This is a genomic window from Bordetella sputigena (assembly GCF_965137885.1).
In the GTDB taxonomy this organism is placed as follows: domain Bacteria; phylum Pseudomonadota; class Gammaproteobacteria; order Burkholderiales; family Burkholderiaceae_B; genus Bordetella_C; species Bordetella_C sputigena.
In genome coordinates this window covers 322,802-347,128 of sequence record NZ_CBCSCA010000002.1, presented here as the reverse complement: position 1 = coordinate 347,128, position 24,327 = coordinate 322,802, and the positions used below count along the sequence as shown (strand labels likewise).

Sequence of the window (24,327 nt, the reverse complement as noted above, 5' to 3'; positions counted from 1 at the left end):
AGGTCACTCCGGAGGAAATAGGTTCTGCAAGAAAAATGCATCATTCGTGCGATAAATCTGCTTTGTGCTTATAATTTAGTGCAAATCGTGCGCATATTGTGTGCGTTCTTGCCATAGGATTGGGGTATATATGCACATATTGTGCATAAGGAGCCAAAGATGGACAGTTTTGACTGGAAGATCCTTGCCGCGCTGCAGGCGGATGGGCGCCTGACCAACCAGGAGATCGGAAACGATATTGGTTTGTCGGCCTCCCAATGCTCACGTCGCCGGGCGGCCTTGGAGGAGGCTGGCGTGATCGAGGGCTATTCGGCGCGCCTTGATAGCAAGGCCATCGGGCTGGACGTATTGGCGTTCGTGCATATCAACCTGAACTCCCACGACTCCAAGTCTTTGCGCGCGTTTCAGCGCATCGTGGAGTCGAACGACGCAATCCAGGAAGCCCATGCGGTGAGCGGAGATGCCGACTATATGCTCAAGGTCGTGGCCGAGACCCTGGAGGAGCTAGCCGACTTCGTGTCGGAAACGTTGCTGGCAAGTGACACGATTTCGCATGTCCAGTCGTACATCGTGCTCAAGAAGATGAAGCAGACGAGTAGCCTCCCTACAAAGCGTCGCCCCGTTGACGTTTGAAAGCTACTGTCGGATTGGGCGCTTAGAGTTGGCTGTCCGGTCCATCGGGGATTGCACGATCCATCAGGGCCTGCCCCGGCTCAGCCTGTCTTCAAGTCCGCACAGATTTCCGAGCAGAAGTCCAGGAAGGCTTCGACTGCCGCGGGCGCGAGCCGGCGCGATGGGCGGGTGACATACAAAGGATAAGTCTCGCCTGGCCACTCCGGGAATTGGGCGTTGAAGCGCTCAAGCGCGTACCCGCCGGCCAACCGCGGCAGCGCGATGGGTGCCTTCGTGGCCTTTCTCGACATCGCCTACGGCATTTCCGCGCCAGTCGCCGGGCTCATCGCCGGACAATTCGGTTACGCCGCCGTCTATTTGTTCGGTACTGCCTGCGCGCTGCTGGGTGTCCTGCTCGCGGCCGCATCTCGCCGCCCGCGATCTTGAACTTCCAATCGGCGCCGCCTGGGCAGCATCCTGTTGGCCCAAGCCAGGAGAACTCTATGTCTCGTATTTTCATTTCCGGCTCGTCCGCTGGCCTCGGCCTGATGGCCGCCGAACTGCTGGTGCAACAAGGGCACAGGGTCGTGTTGCACGCCCGCAATGCCGGCCGGGCGGAAGACGCCCGGCGTGCATTGCCCAACGCCGAGGCAGTCGTTGTCGGCGACGTGGCAGGGGCGGCGCGGGTACGATGGGCGGGAGCCCTATCACTTCGCCTTACTCTACCCCCGGAATAGGCTGCGTCCCGAGGGGCCAGATCTGACATGTTCGACATAGTCGAAAGCCAGCATGCCGGCCAGCATAGCGGCGACGAACATCGCCGCCTTGGCGTTCCCCTGACCCAGCACCACGAGTGCGGGACCGGGGCAGAAGCCCGCCAGCCCCCAGCCGATCCCGAAGACAGCGCTACCCAACACCAATCGCGGCGTCACCCCCGACGCGGCTGGCAATAGCATCGGCAGTCCCAGAAAGCTGCGTGAGCGGCGCCGGGCTACGCCGAACGCCAGCACACCCACGGCAATCGCGCCAGCCATCACAAACGCCAGAGAGGGATCCCAGCGTCCCGCCAGGTCCAGGAAGTTCTGCACTTTGGCGGGATTGGACATGCCGGACAGCATCAGGCCAAGGCCGAATATCAAGCCGGCGAGTAGAGCGAAAAATGCGCTCATGTCAGCCTCCCAATAGATGACGGTTGACGAACACAGTCGCGAATGCGAACGCCATAAATGTCAGGGTCGCGACTACCGAACGTAGCGATCCGCGCGACAGGCCGCATACGCCATGGCCGCTGGTGCAGCCGTTGGCATAGCGCGTCCCGATACCGACCAGAAAACCCGCGCAGCATAAGGTCGGCCAACCGGCCGATATTTCAGCCACCGGCATCGCGCCGGCCAGGCGCATGATCAATGGCGCGCCGACAAGGCCGATCACAAACATCAGGCGCCACAGGGTATCGCCGCGCGGCCTCTTCGGAAGCCCGCCGAGAATGCCGCTGATACCGGCCACCCGGCCATTGAGCAGTAGCAGTAGCGCGATGGCGGTGCCGATGACCAGGCCGCCCAACAGGGACCAGCCAGGCGTGAAATGGATGGTATCGATCGTCAAGATGCTGGCTCCTCTCCAGGGGATGCGCAGAATTGCTCGTATAGCACTGCCATGACGGCCAACGCCTGGGGGCTTTCGACCGAGTAGAAGACGTTCTTGCCTTCCCGGCGCGTTGCCACCACGCCATGCTCGCGCAGCACGCCGAGCTGCTGTGACAACGTAGGCTGGCGGATGCCCAACTGCGCCTCCAGATCGCCCACGGATAGCTCGCCCTGTGAGAGTTGGCACATCAGCAGCAGGCGATCAGGATTGCCAAGCACTTTGAGCAACGCGCATGCACGGCCGGCGGCGGCCTGCAGGGCGGTCAAGTCAAGTTTGGGATCGTCGGGGTTCATGGCGGCTGATAATTAATATTTTTATATTATATTATTTTATATAATATAAGCAAGGGATCGATCTGAAAGGGACCGCAACCTTATTGCGGCTGCGAAGGCACCCGCAAGGGCGCCCGCTTCATAAAGACCCGCAGCTTTTCGCGCCGCGGCGCTTCTGGCCATCGCACGGCCCGCGGTTGGCCAGAAGATCGCCGCGCTGGAAGCGCAGCTTACGGCGATGCCGAGCCCGTCGAAGCTGCCGGCGATGCATTCGCGCGTGTATTCGAAGAGCGTTTCATGTTGTTCGGCGCTGCCGCCGCCATGCAGCGCCAGCCCGGGCGCATGCGCAAAGAAACGAAAAAGCAGGGAGAAATCATCATGCGCGTCGGCATCAAGGCTACGTGACGCCGCGCCGGCTCCGGGCGAGCCGCGCTTCTCCCTCGCCCCTCTTGGTCGGATCACCGACGAGCATGGCGTGAATGTCGCCGATCGTCCACGTGGTGCCTCTGCTGCCCCATTGCCCGTCGGGAATCTCGGTGGGAAATACCCAAACGCGGGGGGCGATTTCGTCGAATGTAGTGTTCTCCGCGCGAGCGAAAGCTTCCGTTATTTCCCGGACCAGCGTTTTACGAGATTCATTGGTGTATTGACCCTCGGGTACCGTAGGAACGATTCGATAACGTGGCAACGTGGACGGCTCCCCACCGACGAACACTGCCGCGGGTCGATGAAGATTGAGTACGGTTACGTTACGCGCGCGCTGGCTGCATGGATCATATCCTTCAGCTTTGATCAGAATCGCCGTCAGCGCTTTGAAAAGCTGCGCCTCCGCCGCTGGAGTCAAACTACCCGCGGGAATGAGCGCGTCGATCATCGGCATGGTGTGGCCCTCGCATTGGTTATTCCGAGCCTGAATCATTCCGCTTTCCAACGTTGATTGGGAGTGGCAAGATTGCCTCTTTTGGTGGAATATCGGACATCGCGATGACCACAATCCGGATCTGGGTCTACGATGGAATCCTGGCTTCTGGTGTTGCCGGACCCATCGATGTCTTCAATGCCGCGAATCACTTAAGCGCGGGCGAGGCCGGACGTTCGTCCAGATTCGTTTGGCGAGTAGAGTCGCTCGATGGGCGAGAGGTCAAAGCGGCGTCGGGGCAAAGTATTGCCGTGGACGGAAAGATCGAACCGCGCCGGCGAACCGATGCGGTCCTGCTTACCGCCCCGTTTTTCTCGGATATGGACAAGTTCCTCGCCCGAGAAGCGCGATTGAGTGCGCTGCTGTCCGCGATTCGCAGTCAGCACAAGGCGGGTGCCGTAATAGCCGCGTATTGCACGGGGAACTATCTGCTTGCCGAAGCGGGGCTTTTGGATGGCCGTGCCGCCACGACCCATTGGTCAAAAGCGGCCGACTTCAAGCGGCGCTATCCCAAGGTTTCACTCCGGGCGGAAGAAGTCCTGACGTCACAGGATGGTATTGTTTCGAGCGGCGCCGTTACGTCATATCTCAACCTTGCGATACGGCTGGTCGAGATGCTTGGCGGCGAGAAACTGGCTTCAATGACCGCCAAGGCGCTATTGATCGATATGAACCGGATTTCTCAGGCTTCCTATGCAAAGCTCCTGGGTGAGCATGGACACGCCGATACGCTGGTCGCCCGAGCCCAACAGCGGATGGAGACGACGCTCCAGCGCGGAATACAACTGCGCGAGCTTGCCGAGCATCTGGCTGTCAGCGAACGCACGCTCAACCGACGCTTCAAACAGGCGGTGGGCTTCGCGCCGCTGGAATACCTGCAAAGCCTTCGTATCGAAGTGGCAAAGCAATTGCTGGAATCGAAACCAATAGGTTTGGATGAGGTGAGTCAGCGTGTCGGGTATGGCGACGTCAGCACCTTTCGACAGCTATTCAAACGAAAAACGGGCCTGACGCCACGTGAATATCGAATGCGCTTTGCTCGCGCCAAGGAGCCGTACGGTGGCGGCGATAAGGCCTGAACCGCACCGGGAAGTGGCCCCGTCCGTTGACGATTTTCATGGCGAGCGCGCGCAGCGCTAGTGTGGCGGGCATGAGGCCCGGCGTCTCGCCCGGGCGGGGCACGATGGCCGGCATCCGGGCTTTCCGGTCATGCGTAGCGCCGGATGAGATCATGGAGTTGCCCGCAATAACGGAGCAGATTCCTTGTGGGCGCGGTCGCCACGCCGAGCAGGAGCCCGGGCCGCGCATCATCGGGCGAGACGTACCATGGGGAAAGCGGCGCCGGCGACATGCCGAACGCCGATGCCGCGCGGGCGACGGCGACATCCGGCATCTCCCGTGGCAGCTTCAGCAGTATGGCGAGTCCCGGCGTGGCGATCCGCTCGGCGCCGATGAACGACCGCAGTGCGTCCAGCGCGGCTTGCCGCTTGGTGGTATAGATCCGTTTGGTGCGGCGCAGATGGCGCATGTAGTGGCCTTCATGCATGAATTCGGCAACCGCGGTCTGCACCGCGGGGCCGGGCGGCGGTGCGAGGCACGCGGCTGTTTCGGCGAATCGCGAGGCCAGTTCCATGGGCGCCACCACGAAGCCGAGTCGCAGCGTCGGGCTGATGGTCTTGCTGAATGATCCGATGTGGATAACGCGTCCATCGCGATCCAGCGATGCGAGGGCAGGGGCCGCGCGTCCCGTCAGTTGCAGTTCGCTCAGATAATCGTCCTCGATTACCCAGGCGCGGTGCGCGGCGGCCCATTCGAGCAGGCGCAGGCGACGGTCGAGCGACAGCGTCACGCCCAGCGGCGCTTGTTGGCCAGGCGTTGCCAGGACCAGCCTGGCATCGGGGCGATGGCGTATGCCGTGATCGACGTCGATGCCGTTCTCGTCGACAGGGATGGGCGCGATGGTCAAATGGGCAAGTTCCAGGCCTTTCCGGAACCATGGAAAGCCCGGATTCTCCACCCAGGCGGTATGTCCCGCCAATCCCAGCACGTTAAGCGTCAGCCCCAATCCGGCGCTGAACCCGCCGGTGATCATGACCTGGGATGGAAGACACTCGATGCCGCGTGCGACGGCCAGGTAGGCGGCGATTTCCCGCCGCAACCTGAGCTCGCCTCGCGGGTCGGGGTATGAGGGCGGGGCGCTGGTTTCGGCGCGGACCGCCTGTGCGCGAAGTCGCGCGAACAGGGTGGCGGGAAAAGCCTCGGCGGCCGGCGTTCCCATTTGGAAGACCGCCGGCCCCTGCGTCATCTCCAGGTAGGTTTCGAGGAAGGAACCGGCGTTGGGCGGCGGCTCGCTCTTTTCGATGGGGCGAGGGCGTTGCGCGACGCGCGTTCCGGCCGCTCGCGAGGCTTCGATCAGTTGGGCGGCGGCGAGATTCTCATAGGCGACGCGCACTGTGCCGCGCGCGACGCCCAACTGGGCGGCGAGATCCTGCCAGGAGGGCAGCCGCGCGCCGGGTTGCAGCACGCCATTTTCTATGGCGGCGCTGATTCCTTGTCGTATCTGTTCCGACAAGGACAGGGTGGCCTTGCGGTTGAGCTTTAGATCCAGTGCGCTGCCCATGGTCTCGTGGTACAGAGTTTTATGTGATTCTTGGTTCTTTCGTTTGTACCACCGCGGGCACACAATAGTGCGGTCAGAAGAGGAAAAACCATGACTATCCGCACTATCTTCGCCGGGGGCTTCGCCGCCCTCGTAGTGACTATGACGGGACCGGCCGCGGCCCACGATCAGGCCGAAACGGTGTTCCCGAAATTCAGTCGGGCGATCACCAACATACCGGGCAAATCGCTCATCGCGGTGGAGGTCGACTATGCACCGGGCGCGGCCTCTCCCCCGCACGTGCATGCGCGGTCCGCCTTCATCTACGCCTATGTCATTTCCGGCGCAATCGAATCGCAGGTGAACGAGGGGGAGAAGCGCATCTACAAGGCGGGAGAGGGCTGGTACGAAGCACCGGGCGCGGTCCATTCGGTCAGCCGCAACGCCAGCAAGACCAAGCCGGCGAAATTGCTGGCGGTCTTCGTCGTGGACACTGACGATCAAAAGCTCACCACCCCCGTCCAATCCCATTGAAGGAAGTGAAATGACCCAACGACTCGATTACAACCAGATCGCACCCAACGGCGCCAAGGCGCTCGGCGGGGTATATGCCTATGTCATGCAGAGTGGCCTGCCCGCGGACCTGGTGGACCTGGTTTACCTGCGGGTGTCGCAGATCAATAACTGCGCCTATTGCCTGGACATGCACACTCGCGAGCTCATCAAAAAAGGTGTGAAGCTTGAGAAGCTCGCATTGCTTCAAGCGTGGCATGAGGGCGGCAGCCTGTTCAACGAGACCGAGCGCGCCGCGCTGGCCTGGGCCGAATGCGTGACCCGTGTCGCCGAAACCGGCGTTCCGGACGACGCCTATCAAGCCGCCCGGGAGGTATTCAACGAAAAGCAGCTGGTCGACCTGACGATCGCGATCAGCCTGATGAACAGCTACAACCGCATGGCGATCAGCTTCAGAAACACCCCGCAGGCGGTGCTCCAACAATGAGAGGTGCGGTATGTACACGGAAATATCGGGCCCGCGCATTCCGGACAGCAGGATCGCCCGCGAGATTACCGAGTTCATCCGGGATACCGAAAGCCCGTTGCTTTTCCATCACTCGCTTCGCGTCTATTTCTGGGGCGCCATGGCGGGCGAGCGGAAGGGGCTGAGCTTCGACCCGGAGCTTCTGTATGCGGCGTGCATGTTCCACGACATCGGCCTGACGGCGCACTACACATCCAGCAAGCTGCGCTTCGAAGTGGACGGCGCGAATGCCGCACGTGATTTCCTTCGAAGCCGCGGCATTGCCGAACGCGATATCGAAGTGGTCTGGAACGCGGTTGCCTTGCACACCACGCCCGGCATACCGGAATTCATGCGCCCGGAGATCGCACTGTTGCAGGCCGGCGCCGGGATGGACGTCGCCGGCCGCGACTATGATGAATACACGGCGGAACAGCGGGATTCTGTCGTTGCCGCCTTCCCGCGCGAACACGATTTCAAGCACGGGATCATCGATGCCTTCTATCACGGCATGAAGCACCGTCCGCAGAGCACGTTCGGCACCTTCAACGACGATGTGCTGGCGTTCAAGGATCCCGACTTCCGCCGGGTCGATATATGCAGTGTGATTCTGGCGTCGAAGTGGAGCGGCTGAACGGGCGCCTTGTTCGCCTATGTCGTCTCCGGCACCTGGCCTGGGCCGGGCGCCTGTCAGCGCAGGCGTAATAGCTTGCCGTCGCGGCGACGCCGCCCTAACCCTGGTGACCCTGGGCCGTGGCCCACTGCACGAAAATCGCCGCCGCTTCCCGGAGGACCGCTTCGCGCGCCTTCATGTCGACGCCGGGGGCATCGTAGTAGACAGCGACCAGCAAAGGCGCGCGTCCGGGCGGGCGTACCAGCGCGTAATCGTTGGTTTCGTTGTCGATGTTGGTTCCAGGCCGGTCGGCGGCTTGCCAATCGGCGGGCAGCGCGGCTCGAATCCGGTTCAGGCCTGGCTTGCAGTCGGCCATGCCGCGCTCCAGTTTCGCGCGCGAACGCTCGCTCAGAACGTCGCTGAGCAGCAGACGCCGCGCCAGGGTGGCGATCGCCTTGGGCGTCGTGGTGTCGAGAACGCCGCCAGGGCGGTTCGATTCGGGTTCGTAGCGATCCGAGCGTGTAGCCGTGTCGCCGAGGTCCCGGACGAACCGGGTAAGCCCGGCGGGGCCGCCGGCACTGCGCATCAGCAGGATCGCGGCCGTGTTGTCGCTTTCCACCAGGACTGCCCGGCACAGCGCGTCGATCGACATGGCTCCCTGCGCGACATTGGCCTTGGTAACCGGAGACGTGAAGATCAAGTCCCTTTCCGTGTAGTGCACAAGGCGGTCGAGCCGTTCGGCGCCCGCGTCGACGCGGGCCAGTATCTGCGCGGCAAGTATGCCCTTGAAGGTGCTGCACATCAGGAATCGTTCGTCGGCCCGATGCGCGAGCGTGCGGCCCGAGCCGGTATCGATGGCAAACAAGCCTAGCCTGCCGCCATTCCGGCGCTCGATATCGGCGAGCGATGTTTCGGCTGCATGAAGCCCGGACACCACGCCCATGCCAGCCAACAAGGGCAATCCAATCAAGAGCTTTCGACGCCCGAGCGAATGGGTCACAGTAAGTCCTATTAGTAAGAAGGAGGGCCAGAATTTTACCGAGCCCGCTGTCTTCCTTCTTCGCTTATTGACAATGCAATCCGTGACGCATATTCTGCAACCTAACGATCGTTAGTTAGGTTTTGCCGCGGGGCTACGGCGCCGCGCCGGTTCGCCTGAGGTGGCCATGGAAAGGAGAAGCTGGTGATTGCTGTTGCCGGAAATGTCGACGTGAATCAGCCGCCGACAATGACGATTTATGATTTTCCCAAAGGGCCTTATCCGACACGTGTGCGCATAGCCCTGGCGGAAAAGAATCTGCAAACCCATGTGCGGTTCGTGATGGTGGATCTGTACAAGGGGGAACACAAGAAGCCAGACTTCATCGCGAACAAAAACTACTCGGGGACCTTGCCGGTGCTCGAGCTCGCGGATGGCACCTGCATCGCCGAATGCACGGCGATCACGGAATACCTTGACGGGCTCGACGGCAATCCCGTCCTCACCGGCCGGAACGCGCTGGAGAAGGGCATCATCCATATGATGAGCAAACGCGCCGAACTCGAGCTCCTCGATGCGATCAGCGTCTACTTCCATCACGCTACGCCAGGGCTTGGGCCAGGGGTCGAGCTGTACCAGAATCCTGAATGGGGTTTCAGGCAGCGTGATAAGGCGGTGCGTGGCATGCACTACTTTGACTCCGTGCTGCGACGCCAGCCCTATGTGGCGGGCGATGAATTTTCCATGGCCGATATCACGGTGGTCGGCGGCCTGGTGTTCGCTGGGATTGTGGACCTGACCGTGCCTGCCGAGTGCACGGCGTTATGGGCGTGGTATGAAAGAATGAAGAAACGGCCCAGCGTGTATGCGCAACCTGCGTTCTCGGATATCGTCGACTGAACGCGAGGAGGATGCGTGGAAAGCCAGGGAAACAACAGTTCCAGTGAGCGTATTCTGGCGGTCGCGACAAGGATCGCGCAGGCGCACGGCTATGGCGGGTTGAACCTTCGCGGTCTTGCTGAAGAGGTTGGAGTCAAGGCCGCGAGTCTCTATCACCATTTCCCAAGCAAGGCAGACCTTGCCGCCGCCGTCGCGAGGCGTTATTGGGAAGACTCGGCCTCGACGCTGGAAGCCTTATCAAACAACTACCCAGATCCCGCCGAGTGCCTGCGCAGATACCCGGATACCTTTCGCAAGTCCCTGGAAAACGAAAACCGTATTTGTCTATGCAGCTTTATGACGGCCGAGTACAACGATTTGCCGGATGTGGTGAAAAAAGAAGTCCAGGCGTTTTCCGACGTCAATGTCGCGTGGCTAGGGAAGATGCTGTTGGCCGCGGGTATCGTCGGTTCGAGGGATGCCAAGAAGAGGGCGCGAGCCATATTCGCGGCAATCGCAGGGGCCCAATTGATGGCCCGTGGCCGTTCGGACGTCAAGATCTTCGATGCGTTGATTCAAAGTTATCGAGAGGCGGGACTGCTGCCGGCTTGAAGGAAAGACAATGAAGATCCCATTCCCGAATGAATATAGCCATATGGACTGGAACGATCTGAGATACTTCCCTGGCGTCGCCCGTAGCGGGAGCCTGACCCAGGCGGCGGGCGAGATGGCGGAGCGCGCGTCCCGACGCTAGCGCGGATCTGGCGGTCGATACTATGGCGCGAAGCGCTTAATCTCGACGGCTTCGCCTTCACACGCCTGATACGCGGCTTGTTGAAGGTGCCGGGGCGTCTCGCCGCCTGGCGAACGTGGTGCCCAATATAGCGCCGGCCCCGAGGCAGATCGCGATGCAAAGAATGGCGACCAGGAAGGCATGCGTGATGCTGGCCGGATCGTGGCGCGTACCGAGGACGGTGTAGAAAATCCCGCCGATCACGGCCACGCTGAGCGCTGTACTCACCTGCAGGGTCGAGCTCGCGATACCGGCGATCATGCCGGAGTAGGCGGGCGCCACGCGGCTCGTCACCAGGCGCATCAGTGTCGGCATGCCGAGGCCTTGCCCGAAGCCGATGGCGAAGAGAATGAGGCCCAGCAGCACCGGCGCAGGCGCCGCGCCGGTGGGTGTGGCGACGATCAAACCGGCCAGCGCGACAAAGCCGACCGCCTCCAGCCCCAGGCCGATAGGATTGACCCAATCGCCCAGGACGCGCCTGAAGGAAGGCGTCGCCAGCGGACCCAGCAGGAACCCCGCGCCGAAAGGCAGGAACACCAGGCCCGCGTCCAAGGCGTTCACATGCAGCGCGTTCTGCAGGTACACCGATAGCAGCAGGAAGAAGGCGGCGATCGAGTAGAACAGCAGTGCGATCACCAGGGCGCGGCCCAGGCCCGGCGCGCGCAGCGCCGTGGGGTCCAGCAATGGGGATCCGCCTTTGCGAGCCAGCTGGCCCTCATAGCGCCAGAACATCCATGCCAATATCGGGGCGGCAAGCAACGATACCCAGGCCCACAACGGCCAGCCCGCCTCGCGGCCCTCTACCAGCGGCACGATCAGCGCAGCCAGGGTGATCATGGATAGCCCTATGCCAACAGGGTCGAGCTTGCTCGCGTGCGGCGCGCGCGTTTCTTTCAAGAGGCGGATACCGAACAGGATGACCAGGGCCGCGACCGGCAGGTTGACGAGGAAGATCGCACGCCACCCCAGCCCGAATACATTCAGCGAAATCAGTATGCCGCCCAATGCCTGGCCGATGACGGACGCCAGGCCGAAGACGGCGCCGTAAAGGCTTAGCGCGAGCGGCTTCTCCGATTCCGGGAAGATTGCTTGGACCGATGCGAGCGCCTGCGGCGCCATGATCGCCGCGGTCACTCCCTGCAAGGCGCGACCGGCGACCAGCGACCACGGCGACCAGGCGAATCCGCACAGCAGCGACGCCACCGCGAAGCCGGTCAATCCCAGGAAGAACATGCGGCCGCGGCCGTATAGATCGCCCAGCCGTCCGCCGGTGATCAGCGTGACGGCATAAAGGCCGGCGTAGGAAGAAATGACCAACTGCTCGGCCGAAGACGACGTGCCCAGATCCCCCTGTATGGAGGGCAGCGCGACATTGACGATGAAGAAGTCCAGCGGCGGCAGGAACGAACCGACGAGCAGGACCGCGAACATCGCCCAGCGGCGGTCGTGAGTTGCGGCTGCGTTTTGTTGTGCCATAAGCACCTCGTTAGCTAGAGAATCAAGTTCGGAGCCAATCGGTTCCAAAATAGGCAAAAAAAATTCAGCTCAGTCCAGGACGCGCATCGCGTTCTCGATTAATTCGACCATTTCGGCTTCCGTGGCCCCGGTCTTTCCGAGCACGCGCATTCCCTGTATCTGGCAAACCAGGAAACGCGCCATGGCCTGCTCATCGCCTTCGCGGATTTCCCCGTTTGCCTGGCCGCGCACGATGGCGCCGGCATAGAGCTGCTGTATCCGGCGGAACATGCGACCGGTGCGTTCGGCGATCTCCGCATCGTGCGAAGCCTGTTCGACGGCCATGGCGACGACCAGGCATCCGCGGCGCCCGGCGGCGGCGCAGGACAACTGCACATAACGCAGCAGCGACGCGCGTATGGCTTCCTTGACGGACCCGGGTTGCGATAGAAGGTCCGCGGTTCGTTTGATACCGTCGGCCATATACAACTCCAGGGCGGCGAGCAGCAGGCCCTTCTTGTCGCCAAAGGCTTTGTAAAGGCTGCCGCGAGATAGGCCGGTGCCCTGGATCAGGTCGGGCAGGGAAGCGCCTTCGTATCCGCGATCCCAGAACACGTTCATCGCGTCGCGCGCGGCGGTGTCGAGCTCGAATTGCCGGGGACGCCCGAGGGAAGTCTGCAAGGCCATGGTTGTCTGGCCGACGTGGATCGGCATATTTAGGAACTGAACGGTTCCGATATTAGCGTCAAACCACGAGCATGGCAAGCCGCGCAGCCGGGGTATGTCGGATACGGCGAGCTCCGGATCACAAATGTGGTTTACTTGCGGCTCTCGCGGAGGAGATGAACAATGAAAAAACGCCAGTTTCTATCTACTGGCCTGGGGATGCTCGCGCTGGCGATGTCGCCCGCGCCGGCCCGCGCGCAGGCCGCGGCTCAGGCCCGGACGCCGGTCCCGGCTTTCCCGCCTTTCAAGACCGCCACGATCGTGGTTGGCTTCGCCGCCGGCGGGGCGTCGGATGCGGCGGCGCGCATCATTGCCAAAAAGCTTTCGGAAGACCTGGGCTTCCCTGTGGTCGTCGAGAACAAGCCTGGCGCCGGCGGCAATATCGCCCACCAATATGCCGCGCATCAAGGCCCCGTCGATGGCAGCACCATTCTGTTCGGTTCGGTCGGCCCGCTGGCCATTGCGCCGCATTTCATGCCCTTGCAGTACGACCCGATCAAGGATCTGGCGCCCATCACCATGGGGGTGAATTTCCCCAACGTGCTGGTGGTCAACGGCGGCTTGCCGATCAAGACCTTTGCCGAGTTCATGGCGTATGCCAAGGCCAATCCGGGCAAGATCGATTTCGCATCGACCGGGCATGGATCGGCTTCGCACATGGCGGGGGAGCTGCTCATCGATATGGCGAAGGTGGATATCGTGCATATCCCCTACAAGGGCGGCGCGCCGGCCTTCCAGGATCTGATGGGCGGACGGGTGGCGGCGTATTTCTCCACCCTGGCGACGGCCCAGCCGGGCATCAATGCCGGCAGGCTGGTGCCGCTGGCCACCACGGGCCTGAAGCGCATGGCCGCCTTGCCCGATTTGCCGACCATTGCCGAGACCTATCCGGGCTATAACGCGACCAACTGGTACGCCTTCGTCGCGTCTTCCAAGGTGCCCGTGCCGGTGCTGGACGCCTGGAACGCGGCCCTGGTGAAGGTGTTGAAGTCCCCGGATGTGGTGGCCGCGCTGGACAAGCATGGCTTGCCGCCGGCGCCGGGGACGCGGCAGGAGCTGGCCGACGAAATCGCCCGCGAGTCGGCGATGTGGGGGCGCGTCATCCGCGACCGCAACATCAAGCCGGCATAAATCGGCGAATTTCCGGCCGCCTATCGGAAAGCGCCGAACCAATTGACTACGTTGTCGGAGCCGGCCAGCGTCGATGGGCCGCCGTAGAGGCCCGCGAGGAATGTGGCGCGATGGCTGGCGCCCGCGACCGGGACTCCTCTCGCAAAGCTGCCCCCCGCAGACACGGCCCGGGACACCATGGCGGGATGGATGGCTTCGTCGGCCAGCCCATAATGGAAGCGGATCGGCGCATCGTAATTCCAATAAGACGCGCGGTTGGCGGCAAGGTGCCGAAGAAAGGCGCTGTTGCGATCATCCGTCGCGTGTTCAAAGAATCCCGGAACCAGCAGGTCCGATCCGGTCGGGAACGGCTTACTCGAATCGAAGGCGTTGTTGTAGGTTTGCCAATACGCGAGCGCCATTTCGTGGAATTCCGGCCGGACGGCGCTTTGCATCAATCCTGGCAAACGGTACTGAAGTTCATAGCTGCCGAGGGCGACGATCATACAGAGCGATATCCAGTTGGGCATTGCCGGGTAGGCGCTCATGCCCTGGGGCGGCGGGAATGTCTGGTAGCCGGCCCAGAAGTTCCAGGCTTCGTTGAGGTCGTTGAACGGGCTGGCGACCGCGGTGGCCGCGATCGGCCGCGATGCTGTCCGCAATGCCTGATGCAGCCATTGTGTGTTGAGCGCGCCTTGCGACCAGCCGTGCAGGAAAAGCTTGCCTGGCCGTAGCCCCAATGCGCGCATGGCATTCTGTCCGGCAGCCAGAATGTCCAGGCAAGTGCGTACGCTGACGCCCTTGACCGCGTAGCCTTCGCCGCGGCCATCGCGGAAAGGGCCCTTGCCGACGTAGTCCGCGGCGATGACGGCATAGCCTTGGCCGGCGAAGCGCTGAATGTTGAAGAGCGTTTCCAGCGAATCGGCCGCGTCCGTCAGGTCGTAGGCCGGGTCGGCGAGTCGCAGCAGGTTCGAAGGAACCTGGTCAAAGGAGAGGATCGTGCCATGCTGCCAGGACACCAGCGGCAGTTCGCCCTTGACGCCAACCGGCACGGCCAGCAGGCCGCTGGTCTTGAGCCGTTCGCCGGTCTCCGGCACTACCGTGTGGGTGACGATGCGGTGCAGGTCGACATCGAAGCGCGCGCCGTCTTGCTTCGCGTCGAAAGCGGGCAGGACGGCGGACTGGTTGAACGAGGGGAAAGCCTTGGCGACCTGTGCATCCAGGCGTGCGGCGGTCACGCGGCACGAGCGATCGATCCCGGCCTGCGTCCGCCCACGCTCGTCGGCGGCCAGCGCCGGCGCGGCGCGCGCGCATAGCACGGCGGCGGTCGCGCTTGTGCCGAGAACGAGCGCCCGTCGCCGCGGATCGACGTCGCCGGTTGATGTTCGCGGTTGCGTCGTGGGGGACGGGCGAAGGTTCACATGCGGAGGTGACACGATACTCGACTCCTTCTGTTCATCATGGCCGAGCGCCTTGGCCCACCGGCAGTGGCCACGGCCGGACAGGCCTGTCGTTCGTTGGCGTGCTGGTGTCGGAAGTATAGAGACCCGCATTGGCCCGCCTCGTCCTTTGCGACGATGGTTTGATCAATATCAAGAACCATCGGGCCGACCGGCGATGGGCATAGGCGGGCCGCGATGGCGTGCCGGCCGGAATGCTCGTCCCGTTCCGCCGTACCGCCGCGGAGCCGTGCAAAAATAGCAGCATATTGATGTGCTTGCGGCGAGACATGTGAGCGATATGAACTCGACAAGTCAGGACGCGGCGACCGCCGATTGGGTCAGGATACGCCGCGATGCGGAAACCGGTATCGAGAGCGTGCATGCGCATTTTCAAGGCCATGCCTACGATCCGCATGATCATGACGAAGTGCTGGTGGGTGTCACGCAACAGGGTGTCCAGCGATTTCGCTGCCATCGGTCTATGCATACCAGTACGCCGGGGCGTGCAATCCTCATCGAGCCTGGCGCGGTGCATGACGGTCACGCACCGGAGCAGGGCGGCTTTACCTACGCGATGCTGTACCTTCCGCAGCATTGGTTGAAAAGTGCGATGCAAAGCTTGGGCCATGCGGATATTTCCGCGATTCAACCGGCGTTTCGCAGCACGCTGGCGGAGGACGTGCCACTGAGCGCGGCGATACAGCAGGCTTTTGCCGCGTTGCATCAGGCGGAGGGTCGGCTGGCGCGTGATCAGAGCCTGGACCGCATGATAGGCCTGTTGTGCGCGCACTTATCGAGGCGGGAGCCGCCGGCGGCCCGGCGCGATTCGACGGCAAGGATGGAGCGGGCCAGGGACTACCTGCACGACAGGATGTGCGATGACATCGGCCTGGACGACCTGGCGCGCCACGCCGGAACGGATCGATTCCGCCTGACCCGGCAGTTCCGCAGCGCCTTCGGCATGTCCCCCCACGCCTACCTGGTAAGGCTGCGGCTGCGCAAGGCGCGGGCGCTGTTGGCGCAAGGGAGGCCACCCGCGCTAGCGGCGATCGAAGTGGGCTTCGCGGATCAAAGCCATCTGGGCCGCTGGTTCCGGCGTGCCTATCGCCTGACGCCCGCGGCATACCAGAGGCAGTGCTCAAACGTTCTAGACTGAGCCCCGTCCGCCGCCGATCATGCCTGCTTTATCCTGCGTGATCGGAGAGTAAAGTGTTCGATACCAAAGTCGCGCTTATCGTCCGCGACGACCTGGCGGTCTGGCAACGGCTGAACGTGGTGGCGTTTCTGGCGACCGGCATCGCGTCGGCGGCGCCGGAGGCCATGGGCGAGCCCTATGTCGATGCGAGCGGCCATCGCTACGGGAATATGCTGGGCCAGCCCATGCTGGTTTTCGAGTCGGGCCTGGCGGGGCTGCAGGCGGCGCGGCGCGTGGGGCTCGAGCGCCAGGTCACGATGCTGCCGTACGTGTTTGCGATGTTCGCGACCGGGCATGATGAGGCCAACCGCCAGGTGTTCCTGGCGGAGAATCCGGACAATATGAACCTGGTCGGCCTGGCGCTGCGCGGGCCAAGGAAAGCCGTGGACAAAGCCACCAAGGGCCTGTCCTTGCATCGCTGAGGCCGTTGCTAAGGCCATCGCCGAGGCCATTGCCAATGGCGCGAGCTATTTTTTGTCGCGGCCGTTGTTGATGGCGCTCGCTGCAAGCTCCCTCAGGTACGCGCAGAACATGTCGGCGACCGCGTCCGCGTAAGTCCTGATCTCCGCCGGGGTGCGCGGACTTTCGGAAAACTCCTTCCCCACGGTGCTCAGCGTCGTGGTGATCAGGTCGCCGGCCAAGGCGCGCGTTTTCTTCGTTGCCCCGGGCAGCGCCTCACGCATGAAAGCCTGGAAGATCGTGTCTCCCGAGGCCTTGGCTGCCTTGGCCTCGGGCGCGTCGCGATAGAGCGGGGCGGCATCATTGAGCGCGACCCGCATGTCCGCTTCGTCGCACTCCGATCGGATGAAGGCGTGGACCAGGGCACGTAACCGATCCAGGGGCGGTTTCGCGGCATCTTCCAGGATGCCGCGCAGCAGCTCGGTCGTCTGCCGCCATTCGTCCATCTGCAGGCGGAAGAGGATCGCGGCCTTGTTGGGGAAGTATTGGTATAGGGAACCCACGCTGACGCCGGCCTTCTCCGCCACGCGCGCGGTCGTGAACCGGGGCGCGCCTTCCTTTGCCAGGACCTGGGTGGCGGCTTGCAGGATGGCCGCGACGAGTTCGGTGGAGCGGGTCTGCTGGGGTTGCTTGCGGGAAGCGATCTGCGGGCGGCGGACGGTCATGGTGACGTGTGGGAGGGCTATATGCGTATGCGATCAATTATTCGCATCTTGCCCTGGTCCGTCAATTTCCGCACCCGCTGTCGCGGCCGCGGCGGATAGCGCGGTTCGTGATGGAGAACCTGAATGATCGCGCGCCGTTTGTTGGCTGCGACGCCGCAGTATGCGCTTCGCCCGGCGTCCTTTCATAGGGGATTCTCCGGCGATCGGTCCGCGCAAGGCCGAGTCCAGAAAATGCGAACTCCAATGCGAATAGTGAATGCGATGAATTAATCGTATTCTGACGAAAACACGATTGATGAATCGCGTTTGTTCCGGCGTCGCACGATGGCGGCGTACCTCTACATTGGAAACACTCATGAGCTCGACTTTGACCGATACCCATCTGGCCGCGTTGCTGGACCGCCTTTTCCAGCAAGCCGATGCGGCGACCAGCCCCGCCTTGGCCGGCATCTCCCACGAAGAGCGTGACCGCATGATGCGTAGCAAGACGGGGTATCTGGCCTTTTATGGACAGTTGAAGGACCTCTGGCTGCCCGTATCGCGCGATACGGGCAGGCTGCTGTATATGCTGGCGCGCGGCACCCGGGCGCGCAATATCGTCGAGTTCGGTACGTCGTTCGGTATTTCTACCATTCACCTGGCCGCGGCCGTGCGAGATAACGGCGGCGGCCAGGTGATCAGCAGCGAGTTCGAGCTGTCCAAGGTGGCTCGGGCACGACAGCATCTACAAGAGGCGCGTCTGGCCGACTTGGTGGAAATTCGCGAAGGTGACGCGCTGAAAACCCTGGCGCGCGATCTTCCCGAGGGCGTCGACCTGCTGCTGCTCGATGGCGCCAAGTCGCTTTATGGCGACATCCTCGATCTGGTAGAGCCGCGGCTGCGGCCGGGGGCACTGATCGTCGCCGATAACGCGGACTACAGCCCGGATTATCTGGCGCGCGTGCGCGCGGCCGGTAGCGGCTATCTGTCCGTGCCGTTCGGCGACGACGTGGAATTGTCGCTGCGCCTGGGTTGACGGGTATGACCCTGCTTCCAATTACGCTGACAGTGCTCGATCGCGCAGCGCCGCACCGCATGCCGGCGCTTGCATTACCGTCACGACGAAATCGGCGAACGCACGTGCCTTGGCGGTCGCCAGGCGGCCCGTTGGAAAGACTGCCCACAGGTCGATGTCCGGTAACGTCCATGCTTCCAGGAGCCGCAGGACGCGGCCGTCGGCGAGCTCCGGCGCGAACATCCAATCCGATGCAATGGTGAGACCCATGTGGGCAAGTACCGCGGTGCGGATACCTTCCGCGGCGTTGAACCGCGCCCGGCCGCGTACCAGTACCGACACTTCCGCGCCTTCCCGGGTGAAATTCCAGATGTTGCTCAGTTGGCTGAACACGAGAGTTTCGTGATCGGCCAGGTCTCCGGGGACCCGCGGCATGCCGGCGCGTGCCACATATTCGGCTGTCGCCAGCACCGAGCGGCGCGACGACGCAAGCTTGCGGGCGACGACGCCGGAGTCGGCCAGCGTGCCCATGCGCAGCGAAACGTCGATGCCCTCGGCGATGAGGTCGATGGTCCTATCGTCGAGCACCACGTCGATATCCAGTCCGGGATGGGCATCGAGAAAGCGGGGCAGGTGGGGCAGGACGTGCAGCCGGGCGAAAGTCGGAGCCGCCGAGATCCGCAGGCGGCCGGACAGGCCCGCACCGGCGCCTCGCGCGGCCAAGTCCGCCTCGTCGGCTTCCTGCAGCGCCAGCCGCGCACGTTCGTAGAACCGCAGCCCTGCTTCGGTAGGGGTCAGGCCATGCGTGGAACGGAGCAGGAGCTTTACGCCCAGCCGCAGCTCCAGCTGCGCCACGGTCTTGGAGACCGCCGGCTGGCCGACACGCAGCACGCGTGCGGCGCCGGAAAACGATCCGGTCTCGACGACGCGGATGAAATGGGTCATCGCCGATAGGCGGTCCATGGTTATTCCTTTCAGGAATAAAAGTTATGGCGCAATCATATCTGCCATTCCTTCCATGAGATAGCCAGAATCTCGGTACGCCGTCGCTGCGCGATTGGAGCCGATGGCGGCGGATGAACCTTGTGAAGGAAAAGAACCATGTCCCATTTCGACCGTTATCGCGATGCCTATCCCAACGCGCGGCTGGCGCGCTCGCCCGGCGGCGTGCTCGAGATCGCTTTGCATACCCAGGGCGGCAAGCTCGTATTCAACGGCCACACGCATGAACAGTTTGTCGACTTGTTCCATGACGTTGGCAGCGACCCGGAAAACCGCGTGGTGATCCTGACCGGTACCGGCGATGCCTTCATGGATGAGATCAGTCCGGAAGGGTTCGATTTCTTCACGCCGCTCGGCTACGACAAGATCTATCGCGAGGGGAAGAAGGTACTGATGAACATTCTCGACATCGAAGTGCCGATGATCGCGGCGCTGAACGGCCCGGTCCTGCTGCATTCGGAATACGCATTGCTCGCCGATATTGTCCTCGCCACCCCGGAGACCGTGTTCCAGGACAAGCCGCACTTCGACTTCGGCATCGTGCCGGGCGATGGGGTCAATCTGCTATGGCCGGAGGTAATCGGCAGCGTGCGCGGCCGGTATTTCGTTCTGACGCGCCAGCGCCTGGATGCACGCACCGCCCAGGAATGGGGCGCGGTCAACGAAGTCGTGCCGGCCGGGCGTCTGCTGTCCCGCGCGCATGAGATCGCGGAGGGATTGGCCAAGTTGCCGCCATTGACGAGCCGCTATACCCGTATCGCGCTGACTCAGAAGCTGCGCCGGATCATCGATGAAGGCGCGGGCTATGGCCTGGCGCTGGAAGGCATCAGCGCCGCCGAAGTCGCGCGGTCCATGAACCCGTCGACCTGATCGGCGGCTGCCGCTCGATGTCGCGCGGCATTGCCCGCCATTTCATCCCAAGGCTTTTCCACCATTACTTTTCAAAGGATATCCCATGTCGCTGCAGGACAAGCTCGACGCCTTCAAGGCGGATTTCGAGGCTGGCAAGCCTCCTTATCAGGTGCCGCATTCGGTCATCGAAATCATGCATCGCGCCACGGCGGAACTGATGGCCTCCGGCGCGGCCCGGCGGGCGCTCAAGGCCGGCGATCGCGCGCCCGACTTCACGCTGAATGATCCGGAGGGCCGGCCGGTGTCTTCAGCCGATCTGCTGGCCAAAGGCCCGCTGGTCGTCACTTTCTATCGCGGGGTATGGTGTCCGTACTGCAATATGGAGCTCCAGGCGCTGCAAGCCGCCTTATCCGATATCCGCGAGGCCGGCGCCAGCCTGGTGGCGATATCTCCGCAAGTGGCGGCGAACAGCCGTAAGTCGGTACGTCAAAATGCGCTCGCCTTCCCGATCCTGTCCGATGCCCACAACGACGTCGCGGCCGCGTTCGGCCTGCGCTTCGAGCTGCAGGATTATCTGGTGGATCTCTATAAATCCTTGAAGAACGATCTGCCCGCTTTCAACGGCGATCCGAGCTGGACCTTGCCTATGCCGGCGCGTTATGTGATCGCGCCGGACGGCACGATCGTTTACGCCGAGGTCAACCCCGACTACACGCGCCGGCCCGATCCGTCGGAAATGCTGCCGGCCATACGCAAAGCCGCGGGCCATACGGCCTGAACCGCGCGGACATTATCGTCGTGGACGGCGAAGGAGAACCCATGTCTCGTACTTTCCTTATCACGGGCGCCACCAAAGGCATCGGCCTGGCGCTGTCGAATCGCCTTGCGGCCGGCGGACATCACGTCATCGGTCTGGCCCGCGGCGCGCCGCGGGATTTTCCGGGCACATTCATCGCCGCGGATCTGAGCGACGATGGCGCGACCCGAAGCGTGCTGGATGGTATCGCACAACGTTTTACGCTGGATGGCGTGGTGAATAACGTCGGCCTGGTTCGCCCGGCCCTGCTGGGCGATGTCGACCTGCCCACGCTGGACGATGTATTGCGCGTGAACCTGCACCCCGCGGTGTTGTCGGCGCAGGCCGCCTTGCCCGGCATGAGGCAGCGCCGCTGGGGGCGCATCGTCAATATTTCGAGCCTGACCATTCTGGGCATGCCTCAGCGAACGGCCTACGCCGCGGCCAAGGCAGCGCTCGTCAGCTTCACCCGCGGCTGGGCGCTGGAATTGGCCGATACCGGTATCACGGTCAACGCCGTGGCTCCCGGTCCGACGGAAACAGAACTGTTCCGGGCCAACAATCCGTTGGGGAGTGAAGGCGAGCGGCGCTATCTGGCTGGCGTCCCCATGGGGCGGTTCGGCAAGCCGGACGAGATTGCCGCCACCATCGCCTTCCTACTGTCCGAGGACGCGGCATTCATGACCGGACAGACCTTGCATGTGGATGGAGGCGCTTCGCTGGGAAGGACGAGTTTCTAGGCCTGGTGCGGCGGAGAACGGATCCCGCCGCTGTGGCCGCTACGCCCGCGGATACCATGCCGGCCGGCGGACGCCGGCGAATCAGATTTTCGAATCCCGCAGCAGCTTCGCCAGCTCCGGTGCGGTCATGAAGGAAATACCTCGCGTCTCGGCGTACTCCCGCGCGGAGGGCGAGATGTCACCCAAGGCGATGTAGATCGCTTCGCGCGCGTCGCGGCGTTCGCGGGCTGCCTGCAGTGCGCGCAGCGGCTCGATACCGGTGCGAGCGGCTTTCCAGCGCTGGGCGCTGACCACGGCGATGTTACCGGCTTTGGTAAGGACCAGGTCGGCGCCGGCGCCGGCATGGTTTTCGACCTGGCAGCCGTCGCGCTCCAGGCCGGCGCGTACGGCGGCGGCAAAGGCGGGCCATGACATGGCCGCGGCAGCGGCGGCGATCGCTTCTACCCGCGTGGCGGACGGCGTGCGCAATTGCCGCCACCCGGCCAGGACGGCGATCACCACGAATGGAATCGAGGCGAACACGCCGATCGCCCAATATTCGCGGGGCAGGGCCGCCACGGCGCCCACGACCAGCAAGGCGGCGATGCCCGCGCTTATCCACCACGGCGAACGCAGCAGTACGCCGAAAATCGAATTCCTGGCCGGCTTGAGCCTCATGCTTCCGGCGCCTGGCTTACGACGATGCGGACGTCGCCGCAGGTAACCGTCTGTCCGGCGCGTATTTTGGCGGTCTTGCGCGTTTCCAGCACTCCGTCGACGCTGACCAGGCCTTCGGCCACCAGGATCTTGCCGGCGCCACCGCTATCGCAGACGCCCGTCACTTTGAGCAGGTGATTCACCTCGATGAAGGGAAGGCCAGGGGCGAGTTCGAAGTCTATGGTGGGCATGAGCGGCTGCGTCGGCAAGTGGAGCGCCTGCCGGGGCCTCCCGCGGCGTGCGAAGTCGCAGGGGAGCCGCCACGGTCAGGTCGCGATCAGGCCTCACTGTAATGCAAACGCGGATCGCGAGCGCGTTACGGCGCCACGGGCGCGGGGCCTGAACGCGCGCGGATTGGAAGTGCCCAACGACGTCGTACTGAAGCGGGTGCCGGTCCCATGCGGATCGCCCCGCGGAAGATTCGCTTGACGAGCTAACCTACTAGTTGGTAGTCTACGGCCATGGTCACCCAAGGCAACACCTTCGACGAGATTCTGCGTTGCGCGCGCTCCCTCATCATCGCGGGCGGGTACAACGGCTTCAGCTATGCCGACATTTCCGAGGTCGTCGGCATACGCAAGGCCAGCATTCATCATCACTTCCCCAGCAAGGTCGACCTGGTCAGGACGCTCCTGCAGCGCTATCACGAAGAGGCCGAGGCCGGCATCGCCGCGATGCAGCAGCATCATCCCGATCCGGTGGATCAGTTGCGGGCGTACACGGGCTATTGGGCAGCGTGTATCGGCGATCCGACCAGCGCTTTTTGCGTGTGCGCCTTGCTCGCCACGCAGATGCCCGTGCTGCCGCCCGAGGTCGCCGCGGAAGTGCGCGAGCACTTCCGCTTGTTGTCCGCGTGGCTGACGTCCACCCTTGAACAGGGCGCGCGCCAAGGCAGGCTGGCTCTGCGCGGTACCGCGCAAGCCGAGGCGGAAGGCTTCATGGCCGCCGTCCACGGCGCCATGCTGTCGGCCCGGGCCTACGGCGACGCGAAGGTGTTCAGGATCGTCACCGATCCGCTCATTGAAAGGCTTATGGCCGCAGGGCCCGAAGCGGCGACCCCCGCGGCGCGGCGGACGGCGTCTGGCAAGAACAAGCGGTAGACACCGCGCATCTCTATCGGCTTTTGCGGGGCGCGCCGCATAAGCCTGTTTTTTCGCGCCAACGAGCTACCTACTAGTAGGTATAAGGAGTCATCATGTTCCAGAAACTCATGCGAGGCCTGCTTACCGCCGCCGTCGTCGGCCTGCCGCTGGCCGCGGGCATTGGTTCAACCGCCTATGCCCAGAATGCCAAGCCCGAGCCCGAGCCCGTGCGCGTCCGTGGCGATATCGTCGAGTTCAGCGGCCAAGCCCTGAAAGTGAAGACCCGGGAAGGCCAGACGGTGGACATCGCGCTGGCGCAGGGATGGATGGTGTCCAGCGTCGCCCGCGCGGCCATCACGGATATCAAGCCGGGCGATTACGTCGGCATCGCTTCGCTGCCGACCAAGGAAGGCGGCGATGGCGCGCTGGAAGTCCTGATTTTTCCGCCGGCGCTGAAGGGCACCGCGGAAGGCAGCTTCGGTTGGGATTTGAAGCCCAATAGCACCATGACCAATGCCACGGTGGCGGATGCGGTGAAGGGTGTGAACGGACGGACCGTCACGGTCTCCTATCACGGCAAGGAGAAAAAGATCGCGATTCCGGAAGGCACGCCAGTCGTCACTTTCGCACCGGCCACGCAGGCCGACCTTAAGCCGAACGCGACCGTCTTCGTATCCGCGATGAAGGCGCCCGACGGCGCGCTCAGCGCGCAACGCGTGGTCGTCGGCACCCATGGCGTCGTCCCGCCGATGTAAGCCATGAATAGCGATACGCGAGCTTCC

General features: G+C 63.2%; 30 protein-coding genes. 17 read left to right on the top strand and 13 right to left on the bottom strand.

The window, feature by feature from the left end; genetic code table 11:
• The first annotated feature begins 159 nt into the window (after positions 1–159).
• Together ACNA0R_RS04755 and ACNA0R_RS04750 are read left to right on the top strand one after the other, a co-directional pair.
• Positions 160–633, top strand: a complete 474-nt coding sequence (locus tag ACNA0R_RS04755; RefSeq protein WP_415824791.1) for an Lrp/AsnC family transcriptional regulator — start codon at positions 160–162, stop codon at positions 631–633.
• A gap of 216 nt (positions 634–849) precedes the next feature.
• A complete protein-coding gene (locus tag ACNA0R_RS04750; RefSeq protein WP_415824790.1) occupies positions 850–1,059 on the top strand; it encodes an MFS transporter in 210 nt (69 codons plus the stop codon).
• A gap of 275 nt (positions 1,060–1,334) precedes the next feature.
• Here the strand turns inward: ACNA0R_RS04750 and ACNA0R_RS04745 are convergent, their stop codons facing one another.
• The 4 genes from ACNA0R_RS04745 to ACNA0R_RS04730 all read right to left on the bottom strand — a co-directional run bounded on the left by ACNA0R_RS04745 (position 1,335) and on the right by ACNA0R_RS04730 (position 3,411).
• Positions 1,335–1,781: a DUF6691 family protein gene (locus tag ACNA0R_RS04745; protein WP_415824789.1), complete on the bottom strand. Its 447-nt coding sequence runs from the start codon at positions 1,779–1,781 to the stop codon at positions 1,335–1,337.
• Between the two features lies 1 nt (position 1,782).
• Positions 1,783–2,217, bottom strand: coding sequence for a YeeE/YedE family protein (locus ACNA0R_RS04740; RefSeq protein ID WP_415824788.1), 435 nt, complete (start codon positions 2,215–2,217; stop codon positions 1,783–1,785).
• Positions 2,214–2,552: an ArsR/SmtB family transcription factor gene (locus ACNA0R_RS04735; RefSeq protein ID WP_415824787.1), complete on the bottom strand. Its 339-nt coding sequence runs from the start codon at positions 2,550–2,552 to the stop codon at positions 2,214–2,216. Before ACNA0R_RS04735 ends, ACNA0R_RS04740 begins: the two co-directional genes overlap by 4 nt.
• 376 nt (positions 2,553–2,928) lie before the next feature.
• On the bottom strand, positions 2,929–3,411 hold the full coding sequence (locus ACNA0R_RS04730) for a tautomerase family protein (RefSeq protein ID WP_415824786.1): 483 nt from the start codon (positions 3,409–3,411) through the stop codon (positions 2,929–2,931).
• 104 nt (positions 3,412–3,515) lie between these two features.
• On the opposite strand from ACNA0R_RS04730, the gene ACNA0R_RS04725 reads away from it, so the two are divergent.
• Entirely contained in the window at positions 3,516–4,529 is a 1,014-nt protein-coding gene (locus ACNA0R_RS04725; protein WP_415824785.1) for a GlxA family transcriptional regulator, read from the top strand.
• 128 nt (positions 4,530–4,657) lie between these two features.
• On the opposite strand, the gene pdxR is transcribed toward ACNA0R_RS04725, so the two are convergent.
• Positions 4,658–6,070 (bottom strand): MocR-like pyridoxine biosynthesis transcription factor PdxR, encoded by a 1,413-nt coding sequence (gene pdxR / locus ACNA0R_RS04720; RefSeq protein WP_415824783.1) that lies wholly within the window; start codon positions 6,068–6,070, stop codon positions 4,658–4,660.
• Positions 6,071–6,160: 90 nt separating this feature from the next.
• Here pdxR and ACNA0R_RS04715 point away from each other — a divergent pair, with 90 nt between their 5' ends.
• From ACNA0R_RS04715 to ACNA0R_RS04705, 3 genes are read left to right on the top strand one after another with little or no spacing between them, the layout of a single operon-like run.
• Positions 6,161–6,583: a cupin domain-containing protein gene (locus tag ACNA0R_RS04715; RefSeq protein ID WP_415824782.1), complete on the top strand. Its 423-nt coding sequence runs from the start codon at positions 6,161–6,163 to the stop codon at positions 6,581–6,583.
• A gap of 10 nt (positions 6,584–6,593) precedes the next feature.
• Positions 6,594–7,049 carry a carboxymuconolactone decarboxylase family protein gene (locus ACNA0R_RS04710; RefSeq protein ID WP_415824781.1) on the top strand — a complete coding sequence of 152 codons (456 nt, stop codon included), beginning with the start codon at positions 6,594–6,596 and terminating at the stop codon, positions 7,047–7,049.
• A 10-nt stretch (positions 7,050–7,059) separates the two neighbouring features.
• Positions 7,060–7,701 carry an HD domain-containing protein gene (locus ACNA0R_RS04705; protein ID WP_415824780.1) on the top strand — a complete coding sequence of 214 codons (642 nt, stop codon included), beginning with the start codon at positions 7,060–7,062 and terminating at the stop codon, positions 7,699–7,701.
• A 97-nt stretch (positions 7,702–7,798) separates the two neighbouring features.
• On the opposite strand, the gene bla is transcribed toward ACNA0R_RS04705, so the two are convergent.
• Positions 7,799–8,680: a class A beta-lactamase gene (bla, locus tag ACNA0R_RS04700; RefSeq protein ID WP_415824778.1), complete on the bottom strand. Its 882-nt coding sequence runs from the start codon at positions 8,678–8,680 to the stop codon at positions 7,799–7,801.
• A 228-nt stretch (positions 8,681–8,908) separates the two neighbouring features.
• On the opposite strand from bla, the gene ACNA0R_RS04695 reads away from it, so the two are divergent.
• On the top strand, positions 8,909–9,559 hold the full coding sequence (locus ACNA0R_RS04695; RefSeq protein ID WP_415825022.1) for a glutathione S-transferase: 651 nt from the start codon (positions 8,909–8,911) through the stop codon (positions 9,557–9,559).
• A 15-nt stretch (positions 9,560–9,574) separates the two neighbouring features.
• Positions 9,575–10,150, top strand: a complete 576-nt coding sequence (locus ACNA0R_RS04690) for a TetR/AcrR family transcriptional regulator (RefSeq protein WP_415824776.1) — start codon at positions 9,575–9,577, stop codon at positions 10,148–10,150.
• 199 nt (positions 10,151–10,349) lie between these two features.
• Here ACNA0R_RS04690 and ACNA0R_RS04685 read toward each other — a convergent pair whose 3' ends face one another.
• Both ACNA0R_RS04685 and ACNA0R_RS04680 read right to left on the bottom strand, forming a co-directional pair.
• Positions 10,350–11,807, bottom strand: a complete 1,458-nt coding sequence (locus ACNA0R_RS04685; protein WP_415824774.1) for an MFS transporter — start codon at positions 11,805–11,807, stop codon at positions 10,350–10,352.
• A gap of 69 nt (positions 11,808–11,876) precedes the next feature.
• On the bottom strand, positions 11,877–12,473 hold the full coding sequence (locus ACNA0R_RS04680) for a TetR/AcrR family transcriptional regulator (protein WP_415824773.1): 597 nt from the start codon (positions 12,471–12,473) through the stop codon (positions 11,877–11,879).
• 162 nt (positions 12,474–12,635) lie between these two features.
• Between ACNA0R_RS04680 and ACNA0R_RS04675 the strand changes: the two genes are divergently transcribed.
• Positions 12,636–13,643, top strand: a complete 1,008-nt coding sequence (locus tag ACNA0R_RS04675) for a Bug family tripartite tricarboxylate transporter substrate binding protein (protein WP_415824772.1) — start codon at positions 12,636–12,638, stop codon at positions 13,641–13,643.
• Positions 13,644–13,663: 20 nt separating this feature from the next.
• Here the strand turns inward: ACNA0R_RS04675 and ACNA0R_RS04670 are convergent, their stop codons facing one another.
• Entirely contained in the window at positions 13,664–15,175 is a 1,512-nt protein-coding gene (locus ACNA0R_RS04670; RefSeq protein WP_415824771.1) for an alpha/beta hydrolase family protein, read from the bottom strand.
• Positions 15,176–15,362: 187 nt separating this feature from the next.
• Between ACNA0R_RS04670 and ACNA0R_RS04665 the strand changes: the two genes are divergently transcribed.
• Positions 15,363–16,220, top strand: coding sequence for an AraC family transcriptional regulator (locus ACNA0R_RS04665; RefSeq protein WP_415824770.1), 858 nt, complete (start codon positions 15,363–15,365; stop codon positions 16,218–16,220).
• A 53-nt stretch (positions 16,221–16,273) separates the two neighbouring features.
• Complete coding sequence (locus ACNA0R_RS04660) at positions 16,274–16,681, top strand: DUF2000 family protein (RefSeq protein ID WP_415824769.1); 408 nt, start codon at positions 16,274–16,276, stop codon at positions 16,679–16,681.
• A 45-nt stretch (positions 16,682–16,726) separates the two neighbouring features.
• Here ACNA0R_RS04660 and ACNA0R_RS04655 read toward each other — a convergent pair whose 3' ends face one another.
• Positions 16,727–17,383, bottom strand: coding sequence for a TetR family transcriptional regulator (locus ACNA0R_RS04655; protein WP_415824768.1), 657 nt, complete (start codon positions 17,381–17,383; stop codon positions 16,727–16,729).
• A 355-nt stretch (positions 17,384–17,738) separates the two neighbouring features.
• Here ACNA0R_RS04655 and ACNA0R_RS04650 point away from each other — a divergent pair, with 355 nt between their 5' ends.
• Positions 17,739–18,398 (top strand): O-methyltransferase, encoded by a 660-nt coding sequence (locus ACNA0R_RS04650; RefSeq protein WP_415824766.1) that lies wholly within the window; start codon positions 17,739–17,741, stop codon positions 18,396–18,398.
• A gap of 21 nt (positions 18,399–18,419) precedes the next feature.
• Here ACNA0R_RS04650 and ACNA0R_RS04645 read toward each other — a convergent pair whose 3' ends face one another.
• Positions 18,420–19,340: a LysR family transcriptional regulator gene (locus ACNA0R_RS04645; protein ID WP_415824765.1), complete on the bottom strand. Its 921-nt coding sequence runs from the start codon at positions 19,338–19,340 to the stop codon at positions 18,420–18,422.
• A 138-nt stretch (positions 19,341–19,478) separates the two neighbouring features.
• Here ACNA0R_RS04645 and ACNA0R_RS04640 point away from each other — a divergent pair, with 138 nt between their 5' ends.
• From ACNA0R_RS04640 to ACNA0R_RS04630, 3 genes are all read left to right on the top strand, one after another.
• Entirely contained in the window at positions 19,479–20,249 is a 771-nt protein-coding gene (locus ACNA0R_RS04640; RefSeq protein WP_415824763.1) for an enoyl-CoA hydratase/isomerase family protein, read from the top strand.
• An 85-nt stretch (positions 20,250–20,334) separates the two neighbouring features.
• Entirely contained in the window at positions 20,335–21,009 is a 675-nt protein-coding gene (locus tag ACNA0R_RS04635) for a peroxiredoxin-like family protein (RefSeq protein ID WP_415824762.1), read from the top strand.
• Positions 21,010–21,050: 41 nt separating this feature from the next.
• Positions 21,051–21,767 carry an SDR family oxidoreductase gene (locus ACNA0R_RS04630; protein ID WP_415824761.1) on the top strand — a complete coding sequence of 239 codons (717 nt, stop codon included), beginning with the start codon at positions 21,051–21,053 and terminating at the stop codon, positions 21,765–21,767.
• A gap of 81 nt (positions 21,768–21,848) precedes the next feature.
• Here ACNA0R_RS04630 and ACNA0R_RS04625 read toward each other — a convergent pair whose 3' ends face one another.
• Together ACNA0R_RS04625 and ACNA0R_RS04620 are read right to left on the bottom strand one after the other, a co-directional pair.
• Positions 21,849–22,424, bottom strand: coding sequence for a restriction endonuclease (locus ACNA0R_RS04625; RefSeq protein WP_415824759.1), 576 nt, complete (start codon positions 22,422–22,424; stop codon positions 21,849–21,851).
• Complete coding sequence (locus tag ACNA0R_RS04620; protein WP_415824758.1) at positions 22,421–22,654, bottom strand: RNA-binding S4 domain-containing protein; 234 nt, start codon at positions 22,652–22,654, stop codon at positions 22,421–22,423. Before ACNA0R_RS04620 ends, ACNA0R_RS04625 begins: the two co-directional genes overlap by 4 nt.
• Before the next feature lie 270 nt (positions 22,655–22,924).
• Between ACNA0R_RS04620 and ACNA0R_RS04615 the strand changes: the two genes are divergently transcribed.
• Positions 22,925–23,563: a TetR/AcrR family transcriptional regulator gene (locus ACNA0R_RS04615; RefSeq protein WP_415824757.1), complete on the top strand. Its 639-nt coding sequence runs from the start codon at positions 22,925–22,927 to the stop codon at positions 23,561–23,563.
• A 95-nt stretch (positions 23,564–23,658) separates the two neighbouring features.
• Complete coding sequence (locus ACNA0R_RS04610; RefSeq protein ID WP_415824756.1) at positions 23,659–24,300, top strand: hypothetical protein; 642 nt, start codon at positions 23,659–23,661, stop codon at positions 24,298–24,300.
• The last annotated feature ends 27 nt before the right edge of the window (positions 24,301–24,327 follow it).

Excerpts from the sequence above, each read along its gene's own strand:
- ACNA0R_RS04755 (WP_415824791.1), top strand. The coding sequence starts at position 160 with ATGGACAGTTTTGACTGGAAGATCCTTGCCGCGCTGCAGGCGGATGGG.
- ACNA0R_RS04745 (WP_415824789.1), bottom strand. The coding sequence starts at position 1,781 with ATGAGCGCATTTTTCGCTCTACTCGCCGGCTTGATATTCGGCCTTGGC.
- ACNA0R_RS04735 (WP_415824787.1), bottom strand. The coding sequence starts at position 2,552 with ATGAACCCCGACGATCCCAAACTTGACTTGACCGCCCTGCAGGCCGCC.
- ACNA0R_RS04730 (WP_415824786.1), bottom strand. The coding sequence starts at position 3,411 with ATGCCGATGATCGACGCGCTCATTCCCGCGGGTAGTTTGACTCCAGCG.
- ACNA0R_RS04725 (WP_415824785.1), top strand. The coding sequence starts at position 3,516 with ATGACCACAATCCGGATCTGGGTCTACGATGGAATCCTGGCTTCTGGT.
- pdxR (WP_415824783.1), bottom strand. The coding sequence starts at position 6,070 with ATGGGCAGCGCACTGGATCTAAAGCTCAACCGCAAGGCCACCCTGTCC.
- ACNA0R_RS04715 (WP_415824782.1), top strand. The coding sequence starts at position 6,161 with ATGACTATCCGCACTATCTTCGCCGGGGGCTTCGCCGCCCTCGTAGTG.
- ACNA0R_RS04710 (WP_415824781.1), top strand. The coding sequence starts at position 6,594 with ATGACCCAACGACTCGATTACAACCAGATCGCACCCAACGGCGCCAAG.
- ACNA0R_RS04705 (WP_415824780.1), top strand. The coding sequence starts at position 7,060 with ATGTACACGGAAATATCGGGCCCGCGCATTCCGGACAGCAGGATCGCC.
- ACNA0R_RS04695 (WP_415825022.1), top strand. The coding sequence starts at position 8,909 with ATGACGATTTATGATTTTCCCAAAGGGCCTTATCCGACACGTGTGCGC.
- ACNA0R_RS04685 (WP_415824774.1), bottom strand. The coding sequence starts at position 11,807 with ATGGCACAACAAAACGCAGCCGCAACTCACGACCGCCGCTGGGCGATG.
- ACNA0R_RS04680 (WP_415824773.1), bottom strand. The coding sequence starts at position 12,473 with ATGGCCTTGCAGACTTCCCTCGGGCGTCCCCGGCAATTCGAGCTCGAC.
- ACNA0R_RS04675 (WP_415824772.1), top strand. The coding sequence starts at position 12,636 with ATGAAAAAACGCCAGTTTCTATCTACTGGCCTGGGGATGCTCGCGCTG.
- ACNA0R_RS04670 (WP_415824771.1), bottom strand. The coding sequence starts at position 15,175 with ATGCGGGTCTCTATACTTCCGACACCAGCACGCCAACGAACGACAGGC.
- ACNA0R_RS04665 (WP_415824770.1), top strand. The coding sequence starts at position 15,363 with ATGAACTCGACAAGTCAGGACGCGGCGACCGCCGATTGGGTCAGGATA.
- ACNA0R_RS04655 (WP_415824768.1), bottom strand. The coding sequence starts at position 17,383 with ATGACCGTCCGCCGCCCGCAGATCGCTTCCCGCAAGCAACCCCAGCAG.
- ACNA0R_RS04650 (WP_415824766.1), top strand. The coding sequence starts at position 17,739 with ATGAGCTCGACTTTGACCGATACCCATCTGGCCGCGTTGCTGGACCGC.
- ACNA0R_RS04645 (WP_415824765.1), bottom strand. The coding sequence starts at position 19,340 with ATGGACCGCCTATCGGCGATGACCCATTTCATCCGCGTCGTCGAGACC.
- ACNA0R_RS04640 (WP_415824763.1), top strand. The coding sequence starts at position 19,479 with ATGTCCCATTTCGACCGTTATCGCGATGCCTATCCCAACGCGCGGCTG.
- ACNA0R_RS04635 (WP_415824762.1), top strand. The coding sequence starts at position 20,335 with ATGTCGCTGCAGGACAAGCTCGACGCCTTCAAGGCGGATTTCGAGGCT.
- ACNA0R_RS04630 (WP_415824761.1), top strand. The coding sequence starts at position 21,051 with ATGTCTCGTACTTTCCTTATCACGGGCGCCACCAAAGGCATCGGCCTG.
- ACNA0R_RS04625 (WP_415824759.1), bottom strand. The coding sequence starts at position 22,424 with ATGAGGCTCAAGCCGGCCAGGAATTCGATTTTCGGCGTACTGCTGCGT.
- ACNA0R_RS04620 (WP_415824758.1), bottom strand. The coding sequence starts at position 22,654 with ATGCCCACCATAGACTTCGAACTCGCCCCTGGCCTTCCCTTCATCGAG.
- ACNA0R_RS04615 (WP_415824757.1), top strand. The coding sequence starts at position 22,925 with ATGGTCACCCAAGGCAACACCTTCGACGAGATTCTGCGTTGCGCGCGC.
- ACNA0R_RS04610 (WP_415824756.1), top strand. The coding sequence starts at position 23,659 with ATGTTCCAGAAACTCATGCGAGGCCTGCTTACCGCCGCCGTCGTCGGC.